Genomic DNA, 20,483 nt, shown 5'->3' with positions numbered 1-20,483 from the left:
GGCAATGAATGCAATGCATCACTTGATATTGGCTTTGATCGCCGCGATTGCGTCTTCCTGGCTGTATTCGTGGGTGGCGACGCCGCCCTCCTTGATTTTCGGCAGCTCGGTCTCGAAATTGTCTTGGGTAAAGGCGAGATACGGCACCAAAAGGTCATGCGGAATGTCCGTGCGGCCGTCGAGCACCTGCTGCGCCACCCAGAAGGCCAGCGACGACACGCCGGGCGCGATCGAGGCCGACCAGGTCTGGTAGCCATCCTTGTCCTTCTGCTCCTTCCACCATTTCAGCTCGTCCTGGCGGTTGCCCATGATGATGGTCGGACGCGGCTTGCCTGCGGCGGCAAAGGCTTGTGCCGCGCCATAACCGTCACCGCCCTGGTCGACGATACCGACGATGTCGGGCAACGACGGCAGGATCGTCGCGACCGCCTTCTGCGCCGTCGTCTGGTCCCAGTCGCCGGTCACCGAACCGACGATCTTGAACTCGGGATGGGCGGCGACGCCTTCGAGGATGCCGGCATGGATGGCATCGTCGATCGAGGTGCCGGCAAGGCCGCGGATTTCCAGCAAATTGCCGCCCTTGGGCTGGAACTTGGCCATCTGCTCGACTTCCTGCTTGCCCATGTCCTTGAAGTCGACGACGACGCGGTAGGCGCAAGGTTCGGTGACCGTCCCGTCGAAGGAGACGACGACGATGCCGGCATCGCAGGCCTGCTTGATGGCGCCGTTCAGCGCATCCGGCGATGCGGCATTGATGACGATGGCGTCATAACCCTGCAGGATCAGGTTCTGCACCTGGGCAGCCTGGGTCGGCACTTCCTTGTCGGCGGTGGTGAAGATGTCGGCGGCGCCGACGATCTTATCCTCCACCGCCTTCTTGGTGACGATGCCGTAGCTGTCGAGCATCGCCTGGCGCCACGAATTGCCGGCGTAATTGTTGGAGAAGGCGATCTTCTTGCCGCTGGTGTCGGCAAGCGCCGTGCCCGAGGCGAGCATCGCCGCCAGAGCGCTCAGGACGAGCAGTGTCTTCATGTCATAATCCTCCCATGGATTGTCGGCCCCGCCGACTGTTGCAGATGGTTTTGGCGTTGTCTGCCTGTTTTTTATCTATTGTCAGACAAATTCAGATACGCCCGCTTGTCAACTGCGATCGATCACGCTTGGACGATCAACTTCAGGTGCGGCGGTTGAAAAGCCTTCGCGTGCTGGTCTAGGGAAGGGTCCAGGAGACCATGCATGGCAGCGATGCCGCCGACCCTTCCCCCCAGTGCACCCAAAAGAATGGGCGCCCCCGGAATTCCGGCGCGCTGGACGTCAAGCGCCAAGAGCGGCGTAGGTGCCGCGCTTTCGCCGGCGAGCCGCGTCTGGTTCACGCTCAGCCATGGCATCGTCAACGAGGTCTATTATCCCGGCCTCGACAGCGCCTGCACGCGCGACATGGGACTGCTGGTCACCGGTCCCGGCGGCTGGTTCTCCGAGGAGAAGCGTGACGCCACGCATGCCATCGAGCCGTTCGAGGACGGCGTGCCCGCCTACCGGCTGGTCAACGCGACGGCGCGTTACCGGATCGAAAAGCGCATCCTGGCGGATCCGGCGCGCCCGGCCCTGCTGCAGGAAATCAGCTTCACGGCACTCGAGGGCGTGGCCACGGACTACCGCGTCTACGCCCTGCTGGCGCCGCATCTGGTCAATGCCGGCATGGGCAACACCGCCTGGATCGGCGTGCACAAGGGCAAGCCGATGCTGTTTGCGTCCGGGCACGGCGCCTGCTTGGCGCTTGCCTCCTCGCTGCCCTGGGGCGACTGCTCGGCCGGCTATGCAGGCTTTTCCGACGGCTGGCAGCAACTCAGCCGCGCCGGCCGGCTCGATCCGACCTGCCAAAGGGCGGAGGACGGCAATGTCGCGCTCACCGGCGAGATCGGCTTTTCCTTACGCAACAGCAAAGCCTTGCTTGCGCTTGGGTTTGGGGCAACGCCGGATGAAGCGGCCGAAAACGCCGCCGCCAGCCTGAAACGCGGTTTTGAGCCGGCGGCAAAGGCCTATGTCGCGAAATGGCGGAAATGGCAGGCAGGCCTGACGCAGCTCGACCACCATGATGCATCCGGGCTCAACACCTACCGCGTCAGCACAGCGGTGCTGGCGACGCACCTGTCGCTGGCGAGGCCCGGTGCGGCCGTTGCCAGCCTGTCGATCCCCTGGGGAGCGAGCAAGGGCGACGACGACCTCGGCGGCTATCATCTGGTCTGGCCGCGCGACCTCGTCGAAACCGCGGGCGGCTTCCTCGCCGCCGGCGATCCGGCGCAGGCGCTTGAGATCCTCGCCTATCTCCGTTCCATCCAGCAGTCGGACGGCCACTGGCCACAAAATGTGTGGCTCGACGGCTCGCTCTATTGGCCGGGCATCCAGATGGACGAATGCGCCTTCCCGCTGCTGCTTGCCGATGGGCTGCGCCGCGCCGGCCACCTGCCGCGCGCCAAGCTCGCCGCCTTCATGCCGATGATCGAGAAGGCCGTGTCCTATGTCGTGCGCAATGGTCCCGTCACCGGGCAGGACCGCTGGGAAGAGGATGCCGGCTACAGCCCATTCACGCTCGCCGTCGAAATATCGGCACTGCTTGGCGCCGCCGATCTGTTCGACGTTGACGGCAAACCGGAGCCGGCTAACTATTTGCGCGAGGTCGCGGATTGCTGGAACGACCAGATCGAGCGCTGGACCTATGTCAGCGGCACACCGGAGTGCCACGAGGCTGGCGTCGACGGCTACTACATCCGCATCGCGCCGGCCGACGGTTCAGGCGCCGCATCGCCGAAGGACGGCTTCGTACCGATCAAGAACCGTCCGCCGGGCGATACCGACAAGCCGGCCGAAGCGATTGTCAGCCCGGACGCGCTGGCGCTGGTCCGCTTCGGCCTCAGGGCCGCGGACGATCCGCGCATCGTCGGCACGGTCAAGATCATCGACGCGCAACTGCGCTGCGACCTGCCGCAAGGGCCTCTATGGTACCGCTACACCAGCGACGGTTATGGCGAACACGCCGACGGCGCCCCCTTCGACGGCAACGGCCAGGGCCGGCCCTGGCCGTTGCTGGCCGGCGAACGCGCCCACTACGAGCTGGCCGCCGGTAACAAGGACAAGGCGGCAAGCCTGCTCAGGACATTCGAGGCTTCGGCTGGTGTGGGCGGTCTGCTGCCGGAACAGGTCTGGGACGGCGCCGACATACCGGAGCGCGAATTGTGGCTGGGCAGGCCGTCGGGCAGCGCCATGCCGCTGGTCTGGGCGCATTCGGAACACATCAAGCTGTTGCGCTCGCTCCGCGACGGCGCCGTCTTCGACATGCCGCCGCAAGGCGTCAAGCGCTATGTCAGGGACAAGACCGGCTCGCCGCTGAGGATATGGCGCTTCAACAACAGGCTGCGCACCCTGGAAGCCGGCAAGACGCTGCGGGTTGAACTGCTGCAGCCGGCGCTGATCCACTGGAGCGGCGACCAGTGGCAGACCAGCCATGAAATCAACACGTCCGTGAATGTCTTTGGCGTCCATATGGCGGATCTGCCGGTGACCGATATTCCGCGAGGTAATACGATCGTCTTCACTTTTTTCTGGCCCGACGGCGACCGTTGGGAGAATGTCGACTTCACCGTCGGCATTGAGAACTAACTCGCCAGCAATTTCTTTCCTCAAGCGACTAGGACAAGACCATGCAGATCGGAATGATGGGACTGGGCAGGATGGGCGCCAACATGGTGCGCCGCCTGATGCGCGACGGCCATGAATGCGTCGTCTACGACATCAACCCGGCAAGCGTTGCCGCCCTGGTTGCCGATGGCGCCATCGGCGCCGCCTCCATGGAGGCGTTCGTCGGCAAGCTTTCCAAGCCGCGCAGCGCCTGGCTGATGCTGCCGGCGGCGATCACCGGCAAGATCGCCGACCAGGTGGCAGCATTGATGGAGCCCGGCGACATCATTATCGACGGCGGCAATTCCTATTATCACGACGCTGTCGACCAGGCGGCCGAGCTTGCGGCCAAGGGCCTGCACTATGTCGATGTCGGCACCAGCGGGGGCGTCTGGGGCTTGGAGCGCGGCTATTGCCTGATGATCGGCGGCCCCGATACGGCGGTCAAACACCTCGATCCGATCTTCGCCACGCTGGCGCCCGGCGCCGATGCCGGCGCCACGCCCGACAAGGCGGGCGGGACCGCACCCTTTGGCTACCTGCATTGCGGACCGAGCGGCGCCGGCCATTTCGTCAAGATGATCCACAACGGCATCGAATATGGCGTCATGGCCGCCTACGCCGAAGGCATGAACATCCTGAAATCGGCCAATGCCGGCAAAAGACAGCGCACGGCGGACGCCGAGACCAGCCCTTTGGAAAACCCGCAATACTATCAGTTCGACATCGACCTGCCGCAAGTGGCCGAGGTCTGGCGCCATGGCAGTGTGATCGGCTCCTGGCTGCTCGACCTCACCGCCGGCGCTCTGAAGAGCGACCCGGCATTGGCCCAGTTCGGCGGCCGCGTCTCCGATTCCGGTGAAGGCCGCTGGACGCTGAAGGCGGCGATCGACACCGGCGTGCCGGCGCCGGTTCTGTCCTCGGCTTTGTTCGACCGCTTCTCCTCGCAGGGCGAATCCGAATTCGCCGACAAGCTGCTGTCGGCCATGCGCTATGCCTTTGGCGGCCATGTCGAAAAGCCGAAGGCCGGCAAGTGAAGGCCGCAGGGGAGACGCGCAAGATGAGCCCGGAACGGTCCGACACGCTGGTGCTCTTCGGAGCAACCGGCGACCTTGCCCACAAGAAGATATTTCCGGCCCTCTACCAGATGGTAGCCAAGGGGACGCTGACCGAGCCGGTGATCGGCGTCGCCTTCGATGCCTGGGACATCAACCAATTGCAGGCGAGGGCACGCGACGGCATCGTCAACGCTCTCGGCAAGATCGACGAAAAGATCTTCGCCAAATTCGCCAGTCTGCTGCGCTATGTCAGCGGCGACTACCGCGACGGCGCGACCTTCGAGAAGCTGAAGACGGCGCTCGGCTCGGCGCAGCGGCCTCTGCACTATATGGCGGTGCCGCCGACCATGTTCGAGACCGTCGTCCAGGGGCTGGAGCAATCCGGTACCGCGCATGGCGCGCGGCTGATGGTGGAAAAGCCGTTCGGCCACGATCTCCAATCGGCGCGCTGGCTGAACCGCGTGCTGCATCTGGTGTTCGAAGAGCAGTCGATCTTCCGCATCGACCACTATCTCGGCAAGGAGGCGATCCAGAACCTGCTCTATTTCCGCTTTGCCAATTCCTTTCTCGAGCCGATCTGGAACCGCAACTTCGTCGAAAGCGTACAGATCACCATGGCCGAGGACTTCGGCGTCGAAGGCCGTGGCAAATTCTATGACGATGTCGGCGCTATCCGCGATGTGATCGAGAACCATCTGCTCAACATCCTTTTGCTGCTCGCCATGGAACCGCCGGTCGGCCGCTCGGCCGACGATCTGATCGACGAGAAGGTGCAGGTGCTGCGCGCCATCCGCACGCTGACCAAGGACGACGTCGTGCGCGGCCAGTTCACAGGCTATCTCGCTGAACCCGGCGTGAAGCCGAACTCGCCGGTCGAAACCTTTGCCGCGGTGCGCTTCATGGTCGACACCTGGCGCTGGCAGGACGTGCCCTTCTTCATCCGCACCGGCAAGAACATGCCGGTGCATGTGACCGAAGTGATCGTGCGGCTGAAGCGGCCGCCGCTGGACGTCTTCGATCCGATCAAGCCCAGCGACGCCAATTACGTGCGCTTCCGCATCGACCCGCAGGTGGCGATCTCGATCGGCGCGCAGCGCAAGGCGCCCGGCGACGACATGGTCGGCGAGCAGGTCGAGCTCACCGCGCTGGACGATTCGAAGGGCGACATGCCGCCCTATGAGCGGCTGATCGGCGATGCCATGAACGGCAATGGCCAATTGTTCACCCGCCAGGATGCCAGCGAGCTTGCCTGGCGCATCGTCGGCCCGGTGCTGGGCGACACCACGCCGCCGCATATGTATGAGCCGAAGACCTGGGGGCCTGCCGACGCCATGGCCAGCTTCGGGCCGCCCAACGGCTGGATCAATCCGAGTTGAGCAATTCCAGGAAAAGTGCGAGCGGTCTTTCCGTCCGAAATTGGGTAAAAACAAAGAGTTGGAGCATTCCCCCGTTTCCCTGAAACGCGGGAATGCGCCAAGTGAGCGGAGGAAACGACATGGCCAAGGCAGCCAGGCCCGCGAAGGCCAAGGCCGAACCGATCGTGCTGACGATCGATGTCGGCGGCTCGCATGTGAAAATCCTCACCAGCGCAGGCGGCGAGATGCGCCGCGCCGATTCCGGACCGGACCTGACGCCGCAGCAGATGGTCGCCACGGTGAAGACGCTGGCCGAAGGGCTGGCCTATGACCTGATCTCGATGGGCTATCCCGGCCCGGTCAGGCACAACAGGCCTTCGCTCGATCCCGCCAATCTCGGCAAGGGCTGGGACGGCTACGATTTTGCTGCCGCCTTCGGCAAGCCGGTCAAGGTCGTCAACGACGCGCTGCTGCAGGCGATCGGCAGCTACGATGGCGGGCGCATGCTGTTCCTCGGCCTCGGCACCGGCCTGGGCGCGGCGATGATCCTCAACAATGTCGGCCAGCCAATGGAACTGGCGCATCTGCCGTACCGCAAGGGCGGCAGTTTCGAAGATTATGTCGGCGAGCGCGGCCTGGAGAAATACGGCAAGAAAAAATGGCGCAAATACGTTTTCGACGTCGTCGAGCGGCTGCGTGCGGCGCTGCAGCCGGATTATGTCGTCATCGGCGGCGGCAATGTCGACAGACTGGATGAATTGCCCGCCACATCCAGGCGCGGCGACAATACGCGCGCTTTCGAGGGCGGTTTTCGACTATGGCGCGACAAGGCGCTGATCGTCTGATAGTATTAAAATTCAGTATAGTTGTTCAAAATGACGTGTGGCGCGATACGAAGTCATTGCGTTACGCAGATTTGGCGATTAGATCGGTGGCACCGGATGGAATCATCTGGCGCAACCGCACATATGCGGCAAGACAAATGACTAGAGCGGATTTCCGGCTCCGCTGGGACCACTCTGGGAGTTTCCGCCACCCCCCTAGCGACGGAGAGATAAATTGGCCGACGACAGCAACGACTCTGACAAGGACATCGACCTGCTCGAGCTTACCGCCCATATCGTGTCCGCTTACGTCGAGAAGAACCGCTTGCCCGTTGCCGGCCTGAGCGATCTCATCGCCAGCGTTGCGGCGTCGATCGGAGGGCTCAGCCAGCCGCCGGCCCCAGTGGCGGCGCCGCAGATCCCGGCCGTCAATCCCAAGCGGTCGGTGACGCCGGATTACATCATCTGCCTCGAGGACGGCAAAAAATTCAAATCGCTGAAGCGCCATCTCGGCGTCCATTTCAACCTGACGCCGGAAGCCTATCGTACCAAATGGGGCCTGCCGGCCGACTATCCGATGGTTGCCCCCAACTACGCGGCGTCGCGCTCCGAGCTGGCCAAGTCGATCGGCCTCGGCCGCAAGGCTGCAGTGGCCGCGCCGGCGAAAGCCAAGGGTCGGAAGGCCAAAGTTCCGGCCTGAGTGGGATCAGCGCCTCGGCCCTGAGCCAATCGTTTGGACGACTGGAACAGAAGCCTGCCGGCGAATGAGCCTTGGCAGGCTTCGTGCTTTTATGGCTTGTACCTCTGAGTGTCAGGACTTCGGGGGAGCAGCCATGAACTACGCCAGAATGGTGATCGAGAAAGAGGCGCCGGAGGAATACGGCTACGATCGCATTCGGTTCAATCTCTCCGAAAGCTCGATCGCCGATCAGAAACTCTCCGACGTCGGCCTGTCGCTGCCGGATCTCACGCTGTTCTACGGCGAGCATCGCGGCGACAAGGAGTTGCGGGCGCTGATCGCGGCGCAGGATTCCGGCATTTCGCCTGACGATGTTCTTGTGACCGCCGGTGCGGCGGGCGCGCTCTTCATCATTTCGACCTCGCTTCTGTCGGAGCGCGACCACCTTGTCGTCGTCCGGCCGAACTACGCCACCAACATCGAGACCCCCAAGGCGATCGGCTGCGCCATCTCCTATGTCGATCTCGATTTCGACGCAGGCTTTGCCATCGATTTCGGCCGCGTCGCCGCCAGCATGCAACCGAACACCAAGCTGATCAGCGTCACCTGCCCGCACAACCCGACCGGCACGATGATGGGCCGGGCCGATCTCGACGCGCTGATTGCGCTGGCCGAAGCGAGCGGCTGCCATCTGCTGGTCGACGAGACCTATCGCGACCTCTCCTATGGACAGCGCCTGCCGGCGGCGGCTTCTCTCAGCCCCAAAGCGATCAGCGTCTCGTCGCTGTCGAAAGCCTTCGGCATTCCCGGCATCCGCATTGGCTGGCTGATCACCAGCGATGCCGAACTGCAGGAGCGCTTCCTCGCCGCCAAGGAGCAGATCGGCATTTGCGGCAGCGTCATCGACGAAGGCATTGCGCGCGGCATGCTGGGGCGCCGCGACGCTTTCTTGGGCGCGCTGCTGCCCGAGATGGCGAAACGCCGCGACATCGTGCAAGACTGGATCGACCGCGAGCCGCTGGTCGACTGGGTGCGGCCACAAGGCGGCGTCGTCGGATTTCCAAGGCTCAATGTCAGTCCAGACTTCGACCTCGACCGTTTCTACGTCAATCTCTTGGAAAACCACGGCACCTATGTCGGTCCCGGCCACTGGTTCGATATGCCCAAGCGCTTCTTCCGCGTCGGTTTCGGCTGGCCGAAAGAGGCGGAATTACAGGGCGGCCTCGACGCCATCACCGCCGCGCTGAGGCAGTAACGTCCGCGTGCAATCGGGCGAGCGGCTGGAAAACCACTTGATCCAGGCCCGATTTTCACGCATACGCGCCCCGAACTTTGATAAGTTTCATTGGCCGGAACAGCGCCCATTTCCGGGAAGTGCCCCGCCGGCCAATGCAAGCAACGGGGCCTGTATCAATGACATCCCATTCCCATACACCGCCTGACCGGCGTTACGCCGCCTTCCGCCATCGCTCCTTCCTGAGCTATTGGGCGGCGCGTTTCCTGACCACCTTCGCCACCATGATCGTGTCCGTCGCCGTCGGCTGGCAGATCTATGATCTGACGCGCGATCCCTTCGATCTCGGCATTGTCGGCATCGTCCAGTTCCTGCCGTCGCTGCTGCTGGTGCTGGTCACCGGCGTTGTCGCCGACCGTTTCGGCCGCCGCCTGATCATGGCGCTGGCGACGGTAGTCGAGGCAGGTTGTGCGCTTGTCCTGTTGTACTTCACGCTGCGCGGTCTCGTCAGCCCGCTGCCGATCTTCATCGTGCTGGCTATGTTCGGCCTGGCGCGCGCTTTTTATGGGCCGGCCTCGTCGTCGCTGTTCGCCAACCTTGTTCCGCCGGAAGATTTCGGCAATGCGATCGCCTGGAACTCGTCCGCCTGGCAAACGGCGACCATTGTCGGCCCGGTCGCCGGCGGCCTGCTCTATGGCGTCTCGGCCGAAGCCGCTTACGCCGTTGCCTCCGTGCTGATGCTGGTGGCCGGTCTGCTGATCTTCACCATTCCGAAACCGGCCCAGCAGAGCGCCACCGACAAGCCGACGATGGAGACGCTGTTTGCCGGCTTCCGATACATCTGGAGCGAGAAGATCGTCCTGGGCGCCATCTCGCTCGACCTCTTCGCCGTGCTTCTGTCCGGTGCCTCGGCGCTGCTGCCGGTCTATGCCCGCGATATTCTGGAACTCGGCCCGTGGGGCCTCGGCCTGCTGCGCTCGGCGCCCGGCATCGGCGCCATCTGTGTCGCGGTCTGGCTTGCCGGGCATCCGCTGCGCGACAGTGCCGGCAAGATCATGCTCGGCTTCGTCGCCGGGTTCGGCGCCTTCACCGTGCTGTTCGGCGTCTCGACCATCACCTGGATGTCGATCCTGGCCCTTGCCGGCCTCGGCGCCACCGACATGTTCAGCGTCTATATCAGGGAGACGCTGATCCAGCTGTGGACACCCGACGAGGTGCGCGGCCGCGTCAACGCCGTCAACCAGGTCTTCGTCGGCGCCTCCAACGAAGTCGGCGAGTTCCGCGCCGGCACCATGGCGGCGCTGATCGGCACCGTGCCGGCGGTGGTGATCGGCGGCGTCGGTGCGATTGCCGTCGCCGGACTGTGGGCGGTGCTGTTTCCGCAACTGCGAAGGGTGCGGCATCTCAACAGCCGCAACTGATCGAGTAAGCCGCAGGATCCGGCGCTCGGTCCAAATCAGCTTGCGCCGATGACGGCTGAGATGGGCCGGAAGCGGATGGGCCGGTTCTGGGCGAACTAGCCAGATGGCGGGGCAGCCACAGGGTGGACATTTCAGTCCATATGGAAAATGATTATGTTGCCATGCACAATACTGCAGTGCTCTGGTCTCGACGAGAAACCTTAAATATAGAAGAGAACCACCCGACCTCCGGGTCCAGCTAGCGGGGACGCAAATGGACACTTCAGGGAATCGGCAATCGCATCGCGACGCAAGCGGGCGACCCAGCCGATCGGTCGGCTGGCTGGCCCGCTCCGCCGTCCCAGTGGCATTCCTGCTCGGCATGGCTTTCAGCAGCAACGCGTTTGCGCAGGACCAGCAACTGCCGGTGGTGACGGCGGCCAAGCCGGTGGTGCGTGAAATCGTCGAAGACGACGAGTTCGTCGGGCGCTTCGAAGCCGTCGACGAGGTCGCCATCCGTTCGCGCGTCAGCGGCTATCTGGACAAGATCAGCTTCCAGGACGGCGCACTGGTCAACAAGGGCGACCTGCTCTTCACCATCGACCAGCGTCCGTACCAGGCGGCCTACGATGCCGCCAAGTCGCAAGTAGACGTCGCCAAGTCCCTGCTCGAATTCTCCAAGATGCAGCTGGATCGCGCCGATGAACTCGCCAAGACCGGCAATATCTCGGCCGCGACGGTCGACGACCGTCGGCGGGAATACCTTTCGGCGCAGGCGCAGATGCAAGGCGCGACGGCTGCGCTGACGACGGCCAACCTGAACCTGGAGTTCACCGAGATCAAGGCGCCCTTGTCCGGCCGCATCGACCGCCGGCTGGTGTCGGTCGGCAACCTCGTGCAGCCGGATTCCACCTTGCTGACGACTATCGTCACGCGCGATCCGATCGACTTCTATTTCGACGTCGATGAGCGCCTGTATTTCAGCTACGCACGCGACGCGAAGGAGCGCGGCGGCAGCATGCAGGAAGGCGCCGGCGGGCTCGAGGTGGTGGTTCGCGTCGCCGACCGCGCGGAGGCGGTATTCAAGGGCAAGCTCGATTTTGCCGAGAACCGGATCGACAACGCGACCGGCACCATGCGGGTGCGTGCAAGGTTTGCCAACGCCGACGGCGTTCTCCAGCCAGGCATGTTCGGGCGCATCAACGTGCCGGGGTCGCTGCCGCATAGCGGCGTCCTGGTGCCCGACGAGGCGGTCGGCGCCGATCAGGATCGCCGCATCGTGTACCTGGTGGATGAGGCCGGGATGGTGTCGGCGAAGCCCGTGCGCACCGGCCCGCTTCTCGACGGCTACCGGGTGATCCGCGCGGGCCTGACCGGCGACGAGACGATCATCGTCAACGGGCTGATGCACGCCAGGCCCGGCACCAAGGTGAAAGTCGAGATGGTGACGTTGCCGCCCAAGGTCGAGACCGCCGGGTTGCAGCAATGAGGTTCGCCCATTTCTTCGTCGACCGTCCGATCTTCGCATCGGTGGTTTCGATCGTCCTCCTGATCCTCGGCGGGATTGCTTATACCCAGCTGCCGATCGCGCAATATCCCGAGATCGCGCCGCCGACCATCGTCGTTCGCGCCCAGTACCCGGGCGCCGACGCCGAGACGGTCGCAGCGACGGTGGCAACGCCGATCGAGCAGGAGATCAACGGCGTCGAGGGCATGCTTTACATGTCGTCCTATTCGTCCGGCGACGGAGCGATGGCGCTGACCATCACCTTCAAGCTGGGCACCGATCTCGACCAGGCGCAGGTGCTGGTACAGAACCGCGTCTCGGTCGCCGAGCCGCGCCTGCCCGAAGAAGTCCGCCGCCTCGGCATCACCACCATCAAGAGCTCGCCCGACCTGATGATGGTCGTGCACATGCTGTCGCCCGACAATACCTACGACCAGCTCTACGTCTCGAACTACGCCCGCTCGCGGGTGCGCGACATATTGCTCAGGTTGGACGGCGTTGGCGACCTCATCATCTTTGGCGAACGCGAATATTCGCTGCGCATCTGGCTCGATCCGGAAAAACTGTCCGCCCTGGGGATGACCTCGGGCGATGTGGTGCAGGCGCTGCGCGACCAGAACGTCCAGGTGTCGGGCGGCTCCATCGGCGCGCCGCCGACCAATACCGGCACGGCGTTCCAGTACACGGTCACCACGCAAGGCCGCTTCAACGACGCACGCGACTTCCGATACGTGATCGTCAAATCGGCCGAAGACGGCCGCCTGATCCAGCTGCAGGACGTGGCGCGCATCGAGCTCGGCGCCAAGGATTACGTCACCAACTCTTATCTCAACGGCAAACCGGCGGTGGCGCTCGCCATCTTCCAGCGGCCAGGCACCAATGCGCTCGCCGCAGCCGCGGAGATCCAGGACAAGATGAAGGAGCTTTCCCAGGACTTCCCGAAGGGGTTGAGCTACGACATCGTCTACAATCCGACCGAGTTCGTCGCCGAGTCGATCCAGGAGGTCTACAAGACGATCCTCGAGGCGATGGTGCTGGTCATCATCGTCATCATCGTCTTCCTGCAATCGTGGCGCATGGCGATCGTGCCGATCGTGGCGATCCCGGTGTCGCTGATCGGCACGCTGGCGGTGCTTTACGCCGCCGGCTTCTCCCTCAACATGCTGACGCTGTTCGGCCTCGTGCTGGCCATCGGCATCGTCGTCGACGATGCGATCGTCGTGGTCGAGAACGTCGAGCGCAATATCGCCAGCGGGCTGGCGCCCAATCCGGCGTCGCACCTGACCATGGACGAAGTCGGAACGGCGGTCATCGCGATCTCGCTGGTGCTGATAGCGGTGTTCGTGCCGACAGCCTTCATTCCCGGCATTTCCGGGCAGTTCTACCTGCAGTTTGCGATCACCATCGCGGTGTCGACGGCGATCTCGGCATTCAATTCGCTGACGCTCTCGCCGGCCTTGGCCGCGCTGCTGTTCAAGCCGCACCACACTGCTGCGGCGCCGCCGCGCTTTTTCCTGGCGCGGTTCGGACGGGCGCTCGCCGACGGCTTCAATCGCGGCTTCGACAAGGTCGCCCATTGGTATTCGAGCATCGTGCGCGTGCTGGTCGGCTCGCGAATAGCGATCGCCGCCACGCTGGCCGTTTTCGCGGCCCTCATCTACGCCACTGTCTATATGGTTCAGACGGTGCCGCGCGGTTTCATTCCGTCGCTCGACCAGGGCTATGCGATCGTCGTCGTCCAGTTGCCGGACGGCGCCTCGCTATCGCGGACCGATGCCGTCATCCAGCAGGCGTCGCAGATCATCCAGAAAACGCCGGGCGTCGACTACGCGGTCGCCTTCGCCGGCTTCTCCGGTGCCACCTTTACCAATGCCAGCAACGCGGGCGTGATCTTCGCCAGGTTCAAGCCGTTTGACGAGCGACTGGAAGCCGGCCAGTCCGCGACCCAGGTCATCGGCAATTTGTTCGGCAGCCTGCAAAGCATCAAGGAAGCCTTCATTATCGCACTGCCGCCGCCGCCGATCCGCGGCGTCGGCAATGCCGGCGGCTTCAAGCTGCAGATCCAGGAGCGCAACAGCGCCGACATGCGGCAGATCCTGGCGCTTGCCTATGAAATTGCCGGCAAGGCCAACAAGACGGCGGGGCTGACCGGCGTGTTCACCACCTTCTCCGCGTCCAGTCCGCAATTCTTCCTGGCGATCGATCGCGACAAGGCGCGCATCCTGAACGTGCCGATCCCCAACATCTTCGAGACGCTGTCTATCAATCTGGGTACCGCCTACGTCAACGACTTCAACGCTTTCGGGCGCGTCTACCAGGTGCGCGCGCAGGCCGACCAGGCGTTCCGCCTCGATCGCGCCGACATCTTGAAGCTGAAGGTGCGCTCGGCGACCGGCGCGCTGGTTCCGCTGGGCACGTTGATCGAGATCCGCGACGTCACCGGCCCGGCGCTGGTCCAGCGATACAACATGTACGTCTCGGTGCCGCTGCAGGGCAACGCCGCGCCCGGCGTTTCCACCGGCGATGCGCTTGCCGAGATGGAAGCGATCACGGCACAGACGTTGCCGGCCGGTACCTCCTACGAATGGACCGAGCTCGCCTATCAGGAGCGTAACACCGGCAATGCCGCTGTCTATATCTTCGGACTTTCGGTGCTGTTCGTGTTCCTGGCGCTGGCGGCGCAATATGAAAGCTGGGTGCTGCCGTTCGCCATCGTGCTGGTGGTGCCGCTCGGCGTGCTCGCGGCGTTGCTCGGCGTGTCGTTCCGAGGGCTGGACAACAACATCCTCGTGCAGATCGGCCTCATCGTGCTGATCGGACTTGCCGCCAAGAACGCGATCCTCATCGTCGAGTTCGCGCGGCAGGCCCAGGAACGCGGCCTGTCGGCGGCCGAGGCTGCCGTCGAAGCCTGCCGGCTCAGGCTGCGGCCGATCCTGATGACCGCCTTCTCGTTCATCCTCGGCGTCGTGCCGCTGATGATCGCGACGGGCCCGGGCGCGGAAATGCGCCAGTCGCTTGGCACCGCGGTGTTCTCCGGCATGCTGGGCGTCACTTTCGTCGGCCTGTTCCTGACGCCGGTGTTCTACGTCACGCTCAGGTCACTGTTCTCACGGCGCAAGCCGCATGCCGAGGCCGAGTCTTCGGCACCGGCAGAGGTGCCGTCCGAGACGGCCGCCGAGTAGTGTTACACGGGCAGTTCGTGGCGCTGCCGACTATTTCGTTTTGGTGTTGAATTCACGGTTTGCAGCATAGTCGATAGTGAAGGTGCCCGCAGGAGCGCGAACGCCCTGCTTCACGTTGGATATGGTGACTGTCGAGGTAAGGCCCCTCTCGTCAGTCAGGGTCCATCTGCGTAGATCGAGCGATTCCCTGTCAAACACCATAGTGATATTCGAATTGCCGAAGGCCGACTTGTCGGCCAGCCTGATGATCACCTGGGCGCCATCGTCCCTGATACTTTTGAGGCGATTGCCGGAAAAGTTGACCTGATTGTCGAGGAGCAGCTTGAGCGGCGTCTTCGAGAGAGCATAAAGCCGCGATGTCTTGAGCTTCTTGTTATAGACCACCAAGGATTTTCCATCTGCAATTACGCTGACCCCTGATTGGCCTGCATAGTTGAACCGGATCTTGCCCGGCCGCTGGAGGAAAAATTTCCCTTTGGTCCTTTCCGCTCTTGGGCCCGACTGGACAAAGTCCCCGGACATGGACTTTACCGATGAGAAGTGATCGGCAATCGTCTTCGCTTCTACAGGTGCGGCCAAGGCCGCAGTCGAAAGTTCGGCGTTTATCGCGACAGCGCTGACAACGGCTAACCAGAAAGCCAGCAGTCTTTTGCTGTCATATGCCATTCAAGTTATCCTACCCCGAGCAGGCGCGTGATCGAAAGAGATCACGCGCCTTTGAGATCAGTAGCCGTCCGGGCACTGAGCAACGTAAACTCGACCGTTCCGACCGCGATATCTGCACTGGCCGGCTTCGCTGGCGTGCCCGATGACCGCCCCGGCCAGCGCTCCGACCGCACCGCCAACAACCGCCCCTTTTACCGGGTCGCCGGCCACTGCTGCGCCTACAGCTGCGCCACCCAAACCACCGACGGCAGCGCCTTGTTCGGTGCGGGAGCATGCCGCGAGCGGAATGAGTAGGCTTAAAATGAGCAGCGTCTTCTTCATTGGTTCTCTCCTGGGGCCGTTATTAGCCGAAGCTCAAATGCGCCACGGAGTTTTTCGATCCATCGGAGTGTTTGGGGCGCAATCCAAATCTGCGGGAACGGGCTAAGGTCACGGATCCATCGTACACGCCTCCCATAGGTAAGTCGTCTTTGGGCAAGCTCGGCCGTTCAGAGTAGTTGGATTTGCTCTATCCCTCAGTAGGCTTGCCGAAGATCAGGCTCAAAAATTCGCTCAGCCAGCGCTTGAGGTGCATATCCCAGATCAGCCGGCCGCCGAGATGGTCGCGGCCGGGCTGCGCGCCGGGCAATTCGAAACGGTGCGCGCCGCGCACCACCCAGCGCTGCATCATCAACCGGGTCAGTTCGCCATGGAACTGGATGCCCCAGGCATTGTCGCCATAGCGAAAAGCCTGGTTGGGGTAGGTTTCCGCCGTCGCCAGCAGCGTCGCATCCCTGGGCAGCGAAAAGCCTTCGCGGTGAAACTGGTAGACCATGTCGGGCCAGGGCAGCAGCTTCTTGCCGGCTTCGGTCGGCTTCAGCGGATACCAGCCGATCTCGACCAGCCCCTCGCCATGCCCCTCGACCTTGCCGCCGAGATGATTGGCCAGCATCTGCGCGCCAAGGCAGATGCCGAGGAAGGGCCGGTTCTCCTTTAGCGGAACATTGAGCCAGTTGGTCTCGCGGCGGACGAACTCATCTTCGTCATTGGCGCTCATCGGCCCGCCGAACACCACGGCGCCGGCGTGTCCCTCCAGCGTCTCCGGCAGGCTGTCGCCAAGAGGCGGCCGGCGGATGTCGAGGTCGAAACCTTCCTCGAGCAGCATGTGGCCAACCCGGCCGGGGCTCGAAGTCTCCTGATGCAGCACGATCAGGATTTTTGGTTTCGAGCTCGGTCTGGGCGGCATGGAAAGGCGGAATCCTATTCGTCGCTCGACGTTCCGCTGGCGCCGGGCGCGGCGGCCGCCGCCTTGCGGCGCGCCTCGACGCGATCCTGGCGCTCGACGCCGATCAGTTCGGCAACGCGCCAGACGGTGTTGTCCTCCAGTTCATGCAGTTCGCCGTCGGCATAGACGATTTCCCACATCAGGCCGATGAAAGCCTTGCGCGCCTCGGCGTCGAGATGGCGCTTCAAGACGCTGGTGAAGGCATAGAGGTCGATCGCCTCATTGTCGGCGCGCTCGCCGGCGGCAGCCAGTGCATCGAGCTCGTCGCCGCTGATCGAATAGCTCTGCGCCAGCACCTGCTTGAACCGCTCCCACTCGACATCCTGGCGTACGCCGTCGGCATTCATCACATGATAGAGCAAAGCCGACGCCGCAACGCGCGGATCGTCCGCATTCGCGCGAGCCCCAGCCCCGGAGGGCAGGTCTTTCAGAAAGGCCAGGACGCGTTCGAACATGGTGCTCACTTCACTTTATTGGAGCATGATCTTTTCCAAAAACCGGTATCCACTTTTTGGGATCATGCTTCAGGGATCAAAACAGGCGGAAGCGGCGCGGTGACTTCTCCGCTTCGTCATCGGGGTCGACGCCGGGGTCGTCGGGCAGCCGCGCCAGTTCCTCGGCAGGTTCGACGGGTTCGGCGTCGGGTGGTATTGCGGCGAAAGCGGCGGAAGTGACCGGCGTGACCTGGTCGTCGCCCACAGCAGGCTTCGGCTCGATCGGCGCCTCGCTGCTCGTCCTGGCGATGGCCGGATGATCGATCACTTCGGCTTCCTTTGCCGGCTTGGCGGGTGCCGCAAGCACCGGCACATCGGCTTCGTCTTCATGGCTGTCGATGAGCTGGCCCAGCCGCTCCATCGGCGCGCGCCAGGCGAAAGCGTCGAGCTTGCCGCTGACCGGCGATACCGGCGCCCAGCGTTCGGAGACGACGCCGTCGGCGACCCAGGCCGGATCGCGCGGCGCGCGGACCGCCTTGGACAGCAATTGCCTGATCTTGCCCTGGTCGCCGGTCTCTGCCTCCTCGATATCGGCCAGCAGCAGGTAAGCGCCTTCCCGGCGATCCATGCGGATCGCCGCTTCCGCCTCGCGGCGGGCGGTGGAAAAATCCTGCGCATCGAGCGCGGCGCGCGCCACCGTCATCGACGATTCGGCATTGTTGCGCTTCAGCTCCTGCAGCTTCTTCGCCCGGTTGAGACGATCGACCACGGCATCTCCCGGCCTTGCGTGGGTGTAGAGCTCGGCGATCTCGGGATGCGGCTCCGCCTTCCAGGCTGCCTCAAGGATCTTCGAGCCTTTGCGCACATCGTTCTGTTTGAACAGAAGATTGGCGGCTGCAACCGCGGCCGGCGCGAAATCGGGCGCGAGCTTGTTTGCCTCGAGTGCCGCTGCCTTGGCTGCATTGGGGTCGCTGTCGGTCAGCGCCTGCGCCTTGGCGGTCAACAGCACGGCGCGGCGGCGATTGGCGGCGTCGCGTTCGATCTGCCTGGTCGACTTCTGCGCCTCCACCAGCTTCAGCGCGCCGTCCCAGTCGCCGCGCCCGGTCAGATCTTCCAGCGTCGATTCGGCGGCCCAAGCCAGTTGCGGCGCGACGGAAGCGGCGCGGCCGGCATAGTGACGCGCCGCGTTGCGGTCGCCGAGCCGTTCGGCTTCGAGATAGAGCCCGCGCAGGCCAAGCAGCCGCATTTCGGGGTCGTCGAGCATGGCCTCGAATTTTTCGCGCGCGCCCTCATGGTCGCCTTCGAGCAGCGAGGCTTGCGCTTCGAGCAGCTGGATCAGCGGCTCCTGGTCGGAGCGGATCAGTTTGGCGGCTTCCTTGGACTTCTTGCGGGCCAGCGCGCCGTCGCCGGCGCCGGCTGCGATCATGCCGGTCGACAGCGCCTGGTAGCCGCGGTCGCGGCGGCGGACGCGGAAATAGCGCGAGATCGTGTATGGGCTGTTCCACAGCGACTTGATCAGCCACCAGACGATCATCACCGCTGCGACGACGGCAACGATCGCCACCGCCGCCACCATCAGGCTGACCTGGTATTGGTAACCGTTGAAGGTAACGACCATCTCGCCGGGACGATCGGCCAGCCAGGCAAAGCCCAGACCGAGGGCGAAGACGGCGGCGAGAAAGATGAGAATGCGGATCATCGTGTCGTCCTCATGCCTTCATCGCTCCTGCAATCAGCGCGTCGACCTGCGTCTCGACGTCGATGCGCGCCTTCAGTTTGCCGGCAAAGTCGGCGCCAGCAGCCTTGACCGCATCCGGCAGCGTTGCGTATTCGCTGAGCGCCTTGGCGTAGTCGCCCTGATTGACCGCCACTTCGATGCGCGCCACGGTTTCCGGCGCGCCGGCGCCTTCGACGGCGCCGATCGGCCGGACCTTGACCAGCGATTCGGCGCTCGACAAAAGGTTCTGGAAGAAGCCGGCATTTTCATCGACCGGCGTCGCCGCCGCGACCATCGCATTGGCCGCGGCGTCGGCCTCGCCGGCGATCTCGGTGCGGGTCGGGACGCCCTTTTCAGCGTAGGGGCGCAGCGCTGCAATCTGCGGTGCATCGGGCGAGATCGCCGCAAAGGTCTCCAACTCGGCGGCGAACGGCGCGCCGCGGTCAAGCGCCGCCTTCAAGGCCGAAGCGGCGATGGCCATCGCGATCTTTGGCTGCGAGGCCTGCGCATCGACCTTGCCGGCGAGCTGCGTCACCGACTGCTCCAGCGCGGCGATCTTGCCTTCCTGCGTCTTGGCTGCCTCACCGGCCGATTTCACCAGTGCGTCGAGGCCCGCCAGTCTTTCATTGAGCGGCGCGAGATCGACGGGCGCTGCACCACCGGCCTGGCCAAGGGCGGCAACCGCCGTCTCGATCTGCTTGACCTTGTCGCCAAGCGCGGCAAGCCCGGCATTGTCGCCGGCGCCGTCCTTTTCGACCGCCGATTTCAGCGATGCGACATCGGCCTTGACCTGATCCAGCGCCGAAGACAGCCCGTCGACCTTGGCCGTTGCGGCGCCATTGCCGCTGGCTTCCCTGAGGTCGGCGATTTCGCGCTTCAGCGAAGCGATCTCGCCATTGACGCCGTCGAGCGAGACCGTGCCCGCCCCTGAGCCCGGAGCGCCAAGCACGCCGGCAAACTGCAGCCCCCGGCGGCTGCCAGCGCGATGACACCGCCGATGATGCCGGCGGCAATGCCGTTCGTGCGCTTCGGTTGCGCGGCCATGGGCTGGTTCCCGGCTGTCCTTGGGGTTTCCTTGGGTGCACCCGGCTTGGGCGAGGCATCCTCGAAACTGAAGTCGGAGGTTCTGGCGCGCGGTGGCGCATCCGAAGCGGTGGGGTAAGGCTGCTCCGCCTGGGTGGACGCCTTGGCATCGGCGCTTTCGGGAGCGGCCTGCGCCGCGGCGTCGGAGTGCTCCCACGGCTCGAGATCGGCTTGATCGGCATGAACGGGCTCGTCAGGCGTCTCCGGCTGCGCATTGGCCATGGCAGCCGCATCCTCAGCCGCAACCGACCCTGCCGGGGCCTCGACGTCGTCCGAGTTGGCGACATCCGTCTTGGCGGCATCCGCATCGGCAATGCGCGAGACAGCGCCGGGTTCGAGTTCGATGGTCACCGGCTCGCGGCGGCTTTTCGAATGTCGCATCTTCGGCGTCTTGACCATGCCTGG

General features: G+C 64.0%; 15 protein-coding genes and 1 pseudogene. 9 read left to right on the top strand and 7 right to left on the bottom strand.

All coding sequences use genetic code 11. The features are described from left to right. Window positions 1-18 precede the first annotated feature (18 nt). Window positions 19-1,032, bottom strand: coding sequence for an ABC transporter substrate-binding protein (locus tag NLY33_RS06870; protein WP_023670464.1), 1,014 nt, complete (start codon window positions 1,030-1,032; stop codon window positions 19-21). Window positions 1,033-1,236: 204 nt separating this feature from the next. Between NLY33_RS06870 and NLY33_RS06865 the strand changes: the two genes are divergently transcribed. From NLY33_RS06865 to NLY33_RS06825, 9 genes are all read left to right on the top strand, one after another. Beyond that, complete coding sequence (locus NLY33_RS06865; RefSeq protein WP_031196884.1) at window positions 1,237-3,657, top strand: glucan 1,4-alpha-glucosidase; 2,421 nt, start codon at window positions 1,237-1,239, stop codon at window positions 3,655-3,657. 41 nt (window positions 3,658-3,698) lie between these two features. Further along, the gene (gene gnd / locus NLY33_RS06860; RefSeq protein WP_023704997.1) at window positions 3,699-4,712 is read left to right on the top strand and encodes a phosphogluconate dehydrogenase (NAD(+)-dependent, decarboxylating); all 1,014 of its coding nucleotides are present in this window, start codon (window positions 3,699-3,701) and stop codon (window positions 4,710-4,712) included. A gap of 23 nt (window positions 4,713-4,735) precedes the next feature. After that, window positions 4,736-6,109 (top strand): glucose-6-phosphate dehydrogenase, encoded by a 1,374-nt coding sequence (gene zwf, locus NLY33_RS06855; protein ID WP_023687745.1) that lies wholly within the window; start codon window positions 4,736-4,738, stop codon window positions 6,107-6,109. A gap of 119 nt (window positions 6,110-6,228) precedes the next feature. Then, window positions 6,229-6,933, top strand: a complete 705-nt coding sequence (locus NLY33_RS06850) for an ROK family protein (RefSeq protein ID WP_023704998.1) — start codon at window positions 6,229-6,231, stop codon at window positions 6,931-6,933. A 214-nt stretch (window positions 6,934-7,147) separates the two neighbouring features. After that, a complete protein-coding gene (locus NLY33_RS06845) occupies window positions 7,148-7,612 on the top strand; it encodes a Ros/MucR family transcriptional regulator (protein ID WP_023687743.1) in 465 nt (154 codons plus the stop codon). A gap of 133 nt (window positions 7,613-7,745) precedes the next feature. Further along, window positions 7,746-8,846 carry a pyridoxal phosphate-dependent aminotransferase gene (locus NLY33_RS06840; protein ID WP_023687742.1) on the top strand — a complete coding sequence of 367 codons (1,101 nt, stop codon included), beginning with the start codon at window positions 7,746-7,748 and terminating at the stop codon, window positions 8,844-8,846. 158 nt (window positions 8,847-9,004) lie between these two features. Further along, window positions 9,005-10,246, top strand: a complete 1,242-nt coding sequence (locus NLY33_RS06835; RefSeq protein ID WP_023704999.1) for an MFS transporter — start codon at window positions 9,005-9,007, stop codon at window positions 10,244-10,246. A 361-nt stretch (window positions 10,247-10,607) separates the two neighbouring features. Continuing rightward, the gene (locus NLY33_RS06830) at window positions 10,608-11,714 is read left to right on the top strand and encodes an efflux RND transporter periplasmic adaptor subunit (RefSeq protein ID WP_023687741.1); all 1,107 of its coding nucleotides are present in this window, start codon (window positions 10,608-10,610) and stop codon (window positions 11,712-11,714) included. Continuing rightward, window positions 11,711-14,914 (top strand): efflux RND transporter permease subunit, encoded by a 3,204-nt coding sequence (locus tag NLY33_RS06825; RefSeq protein WP_023705000.1) that lies wholly within the window; start codon window positions 11,711-11,713, stop codon window positions 14,912-14,914. Before NLY33_RS06830 ends, NLY33_RS06825 begins: the two co-directional genes overlap by 4 nt. 30 nt (window positions 14,915-14,944) lie before the next feature. On the opposite strand, the gene NLY33_RS06820 is transcribed toward NLY33_RS06825, so the two are convergent. The 6 genes and pseudogenes from NLY33_RS06820 to NLY33_RS06795 form a co-directional block, all read right to left on the bottom strand. After that, window positions 14,945-15,580 (bottom strand): LolA family protein, encoded by a 636-nt coding sequence (locus NLY33_RS06820; RefSeq protein WP_023705001.1) that lies wholly within the window; start codon window positions 15,578-15,580, stop codon window positions 14,945-14,947. 57 nt (window positions 15,581-15,637) lie between these two features. Then, entirely contained in the window at window positions 15,638-15,901 is a 264-nt protein-coding gene (locus NLY33_RS06815) for a YMGG-like glycine zipper-containing protein (RefSeq protein ID WP_023670477.1), read from the bottom strand. A gap of 187 nt (window positions 15,902-16,088) precedes the next feature. Continuing rightward, a complete protein-coding gene (locus NLY33_RS06810; RefSeq protein WP_023834670.1) occupies window positions 16,089-16,805 on the bottom strand; it encodes a glutamine amidotransferase in 717 nt (238 codons plus the stop codon). 14 nt (window positions 16,806-16,819) lie between these two features. Beyond that, the gene (locus tag NLY33_RS06805) at window positions 16,820-17,299 is read right to left on the bottom strand and encodes a tellurite resistance TerB family protein (protein WP_023702389.1); all 480 of its coding nucleotides are present in this window, start codon (window positions 17,297-17,299) and stop codon (window positions 16,820-16,822) included. A gap of 76 nt (window positions 17,300-17,375) precedes the next feature. Beyond that, window positions 17,376-18,977 carry a heme biosynthesis protein HemY gene (locus tag NLY33_RS06800; protein WP_023705002.1) on the bottom strand — a complete coding sequence of 534 codons (1,602 nt, stop codon included), beginning with the start codon at window positions 18,975-18,977 and terminating at the stop codon, window positions 17,376-17,378. Between the two features lie 10 nt (window positions 18,978-18,987). After that, window positions 18,988-20,477 (bottom strand): annotated as a pseudogene (locus NLY33_RS06795) (COG4223 family protein). Window positions 20,478-20,483: the final 6 nt, after the last annotated feature.

Source organism: Mesorhizobium sp. C432A (assembly GCF_030323145.1).
In the GTDB taxonomy this organism is placed as follows: Bacteria; Pseudomonadota; Alphaproteobacteria; order Rhizobiales; family Rhizobiaceae; genus Mesorhizobium.
The sequence above is the reverse complement of the archived record's forward strand: the minus strand, read 5'-3'. Positions and strand labels throughout refer to the sequence as shown.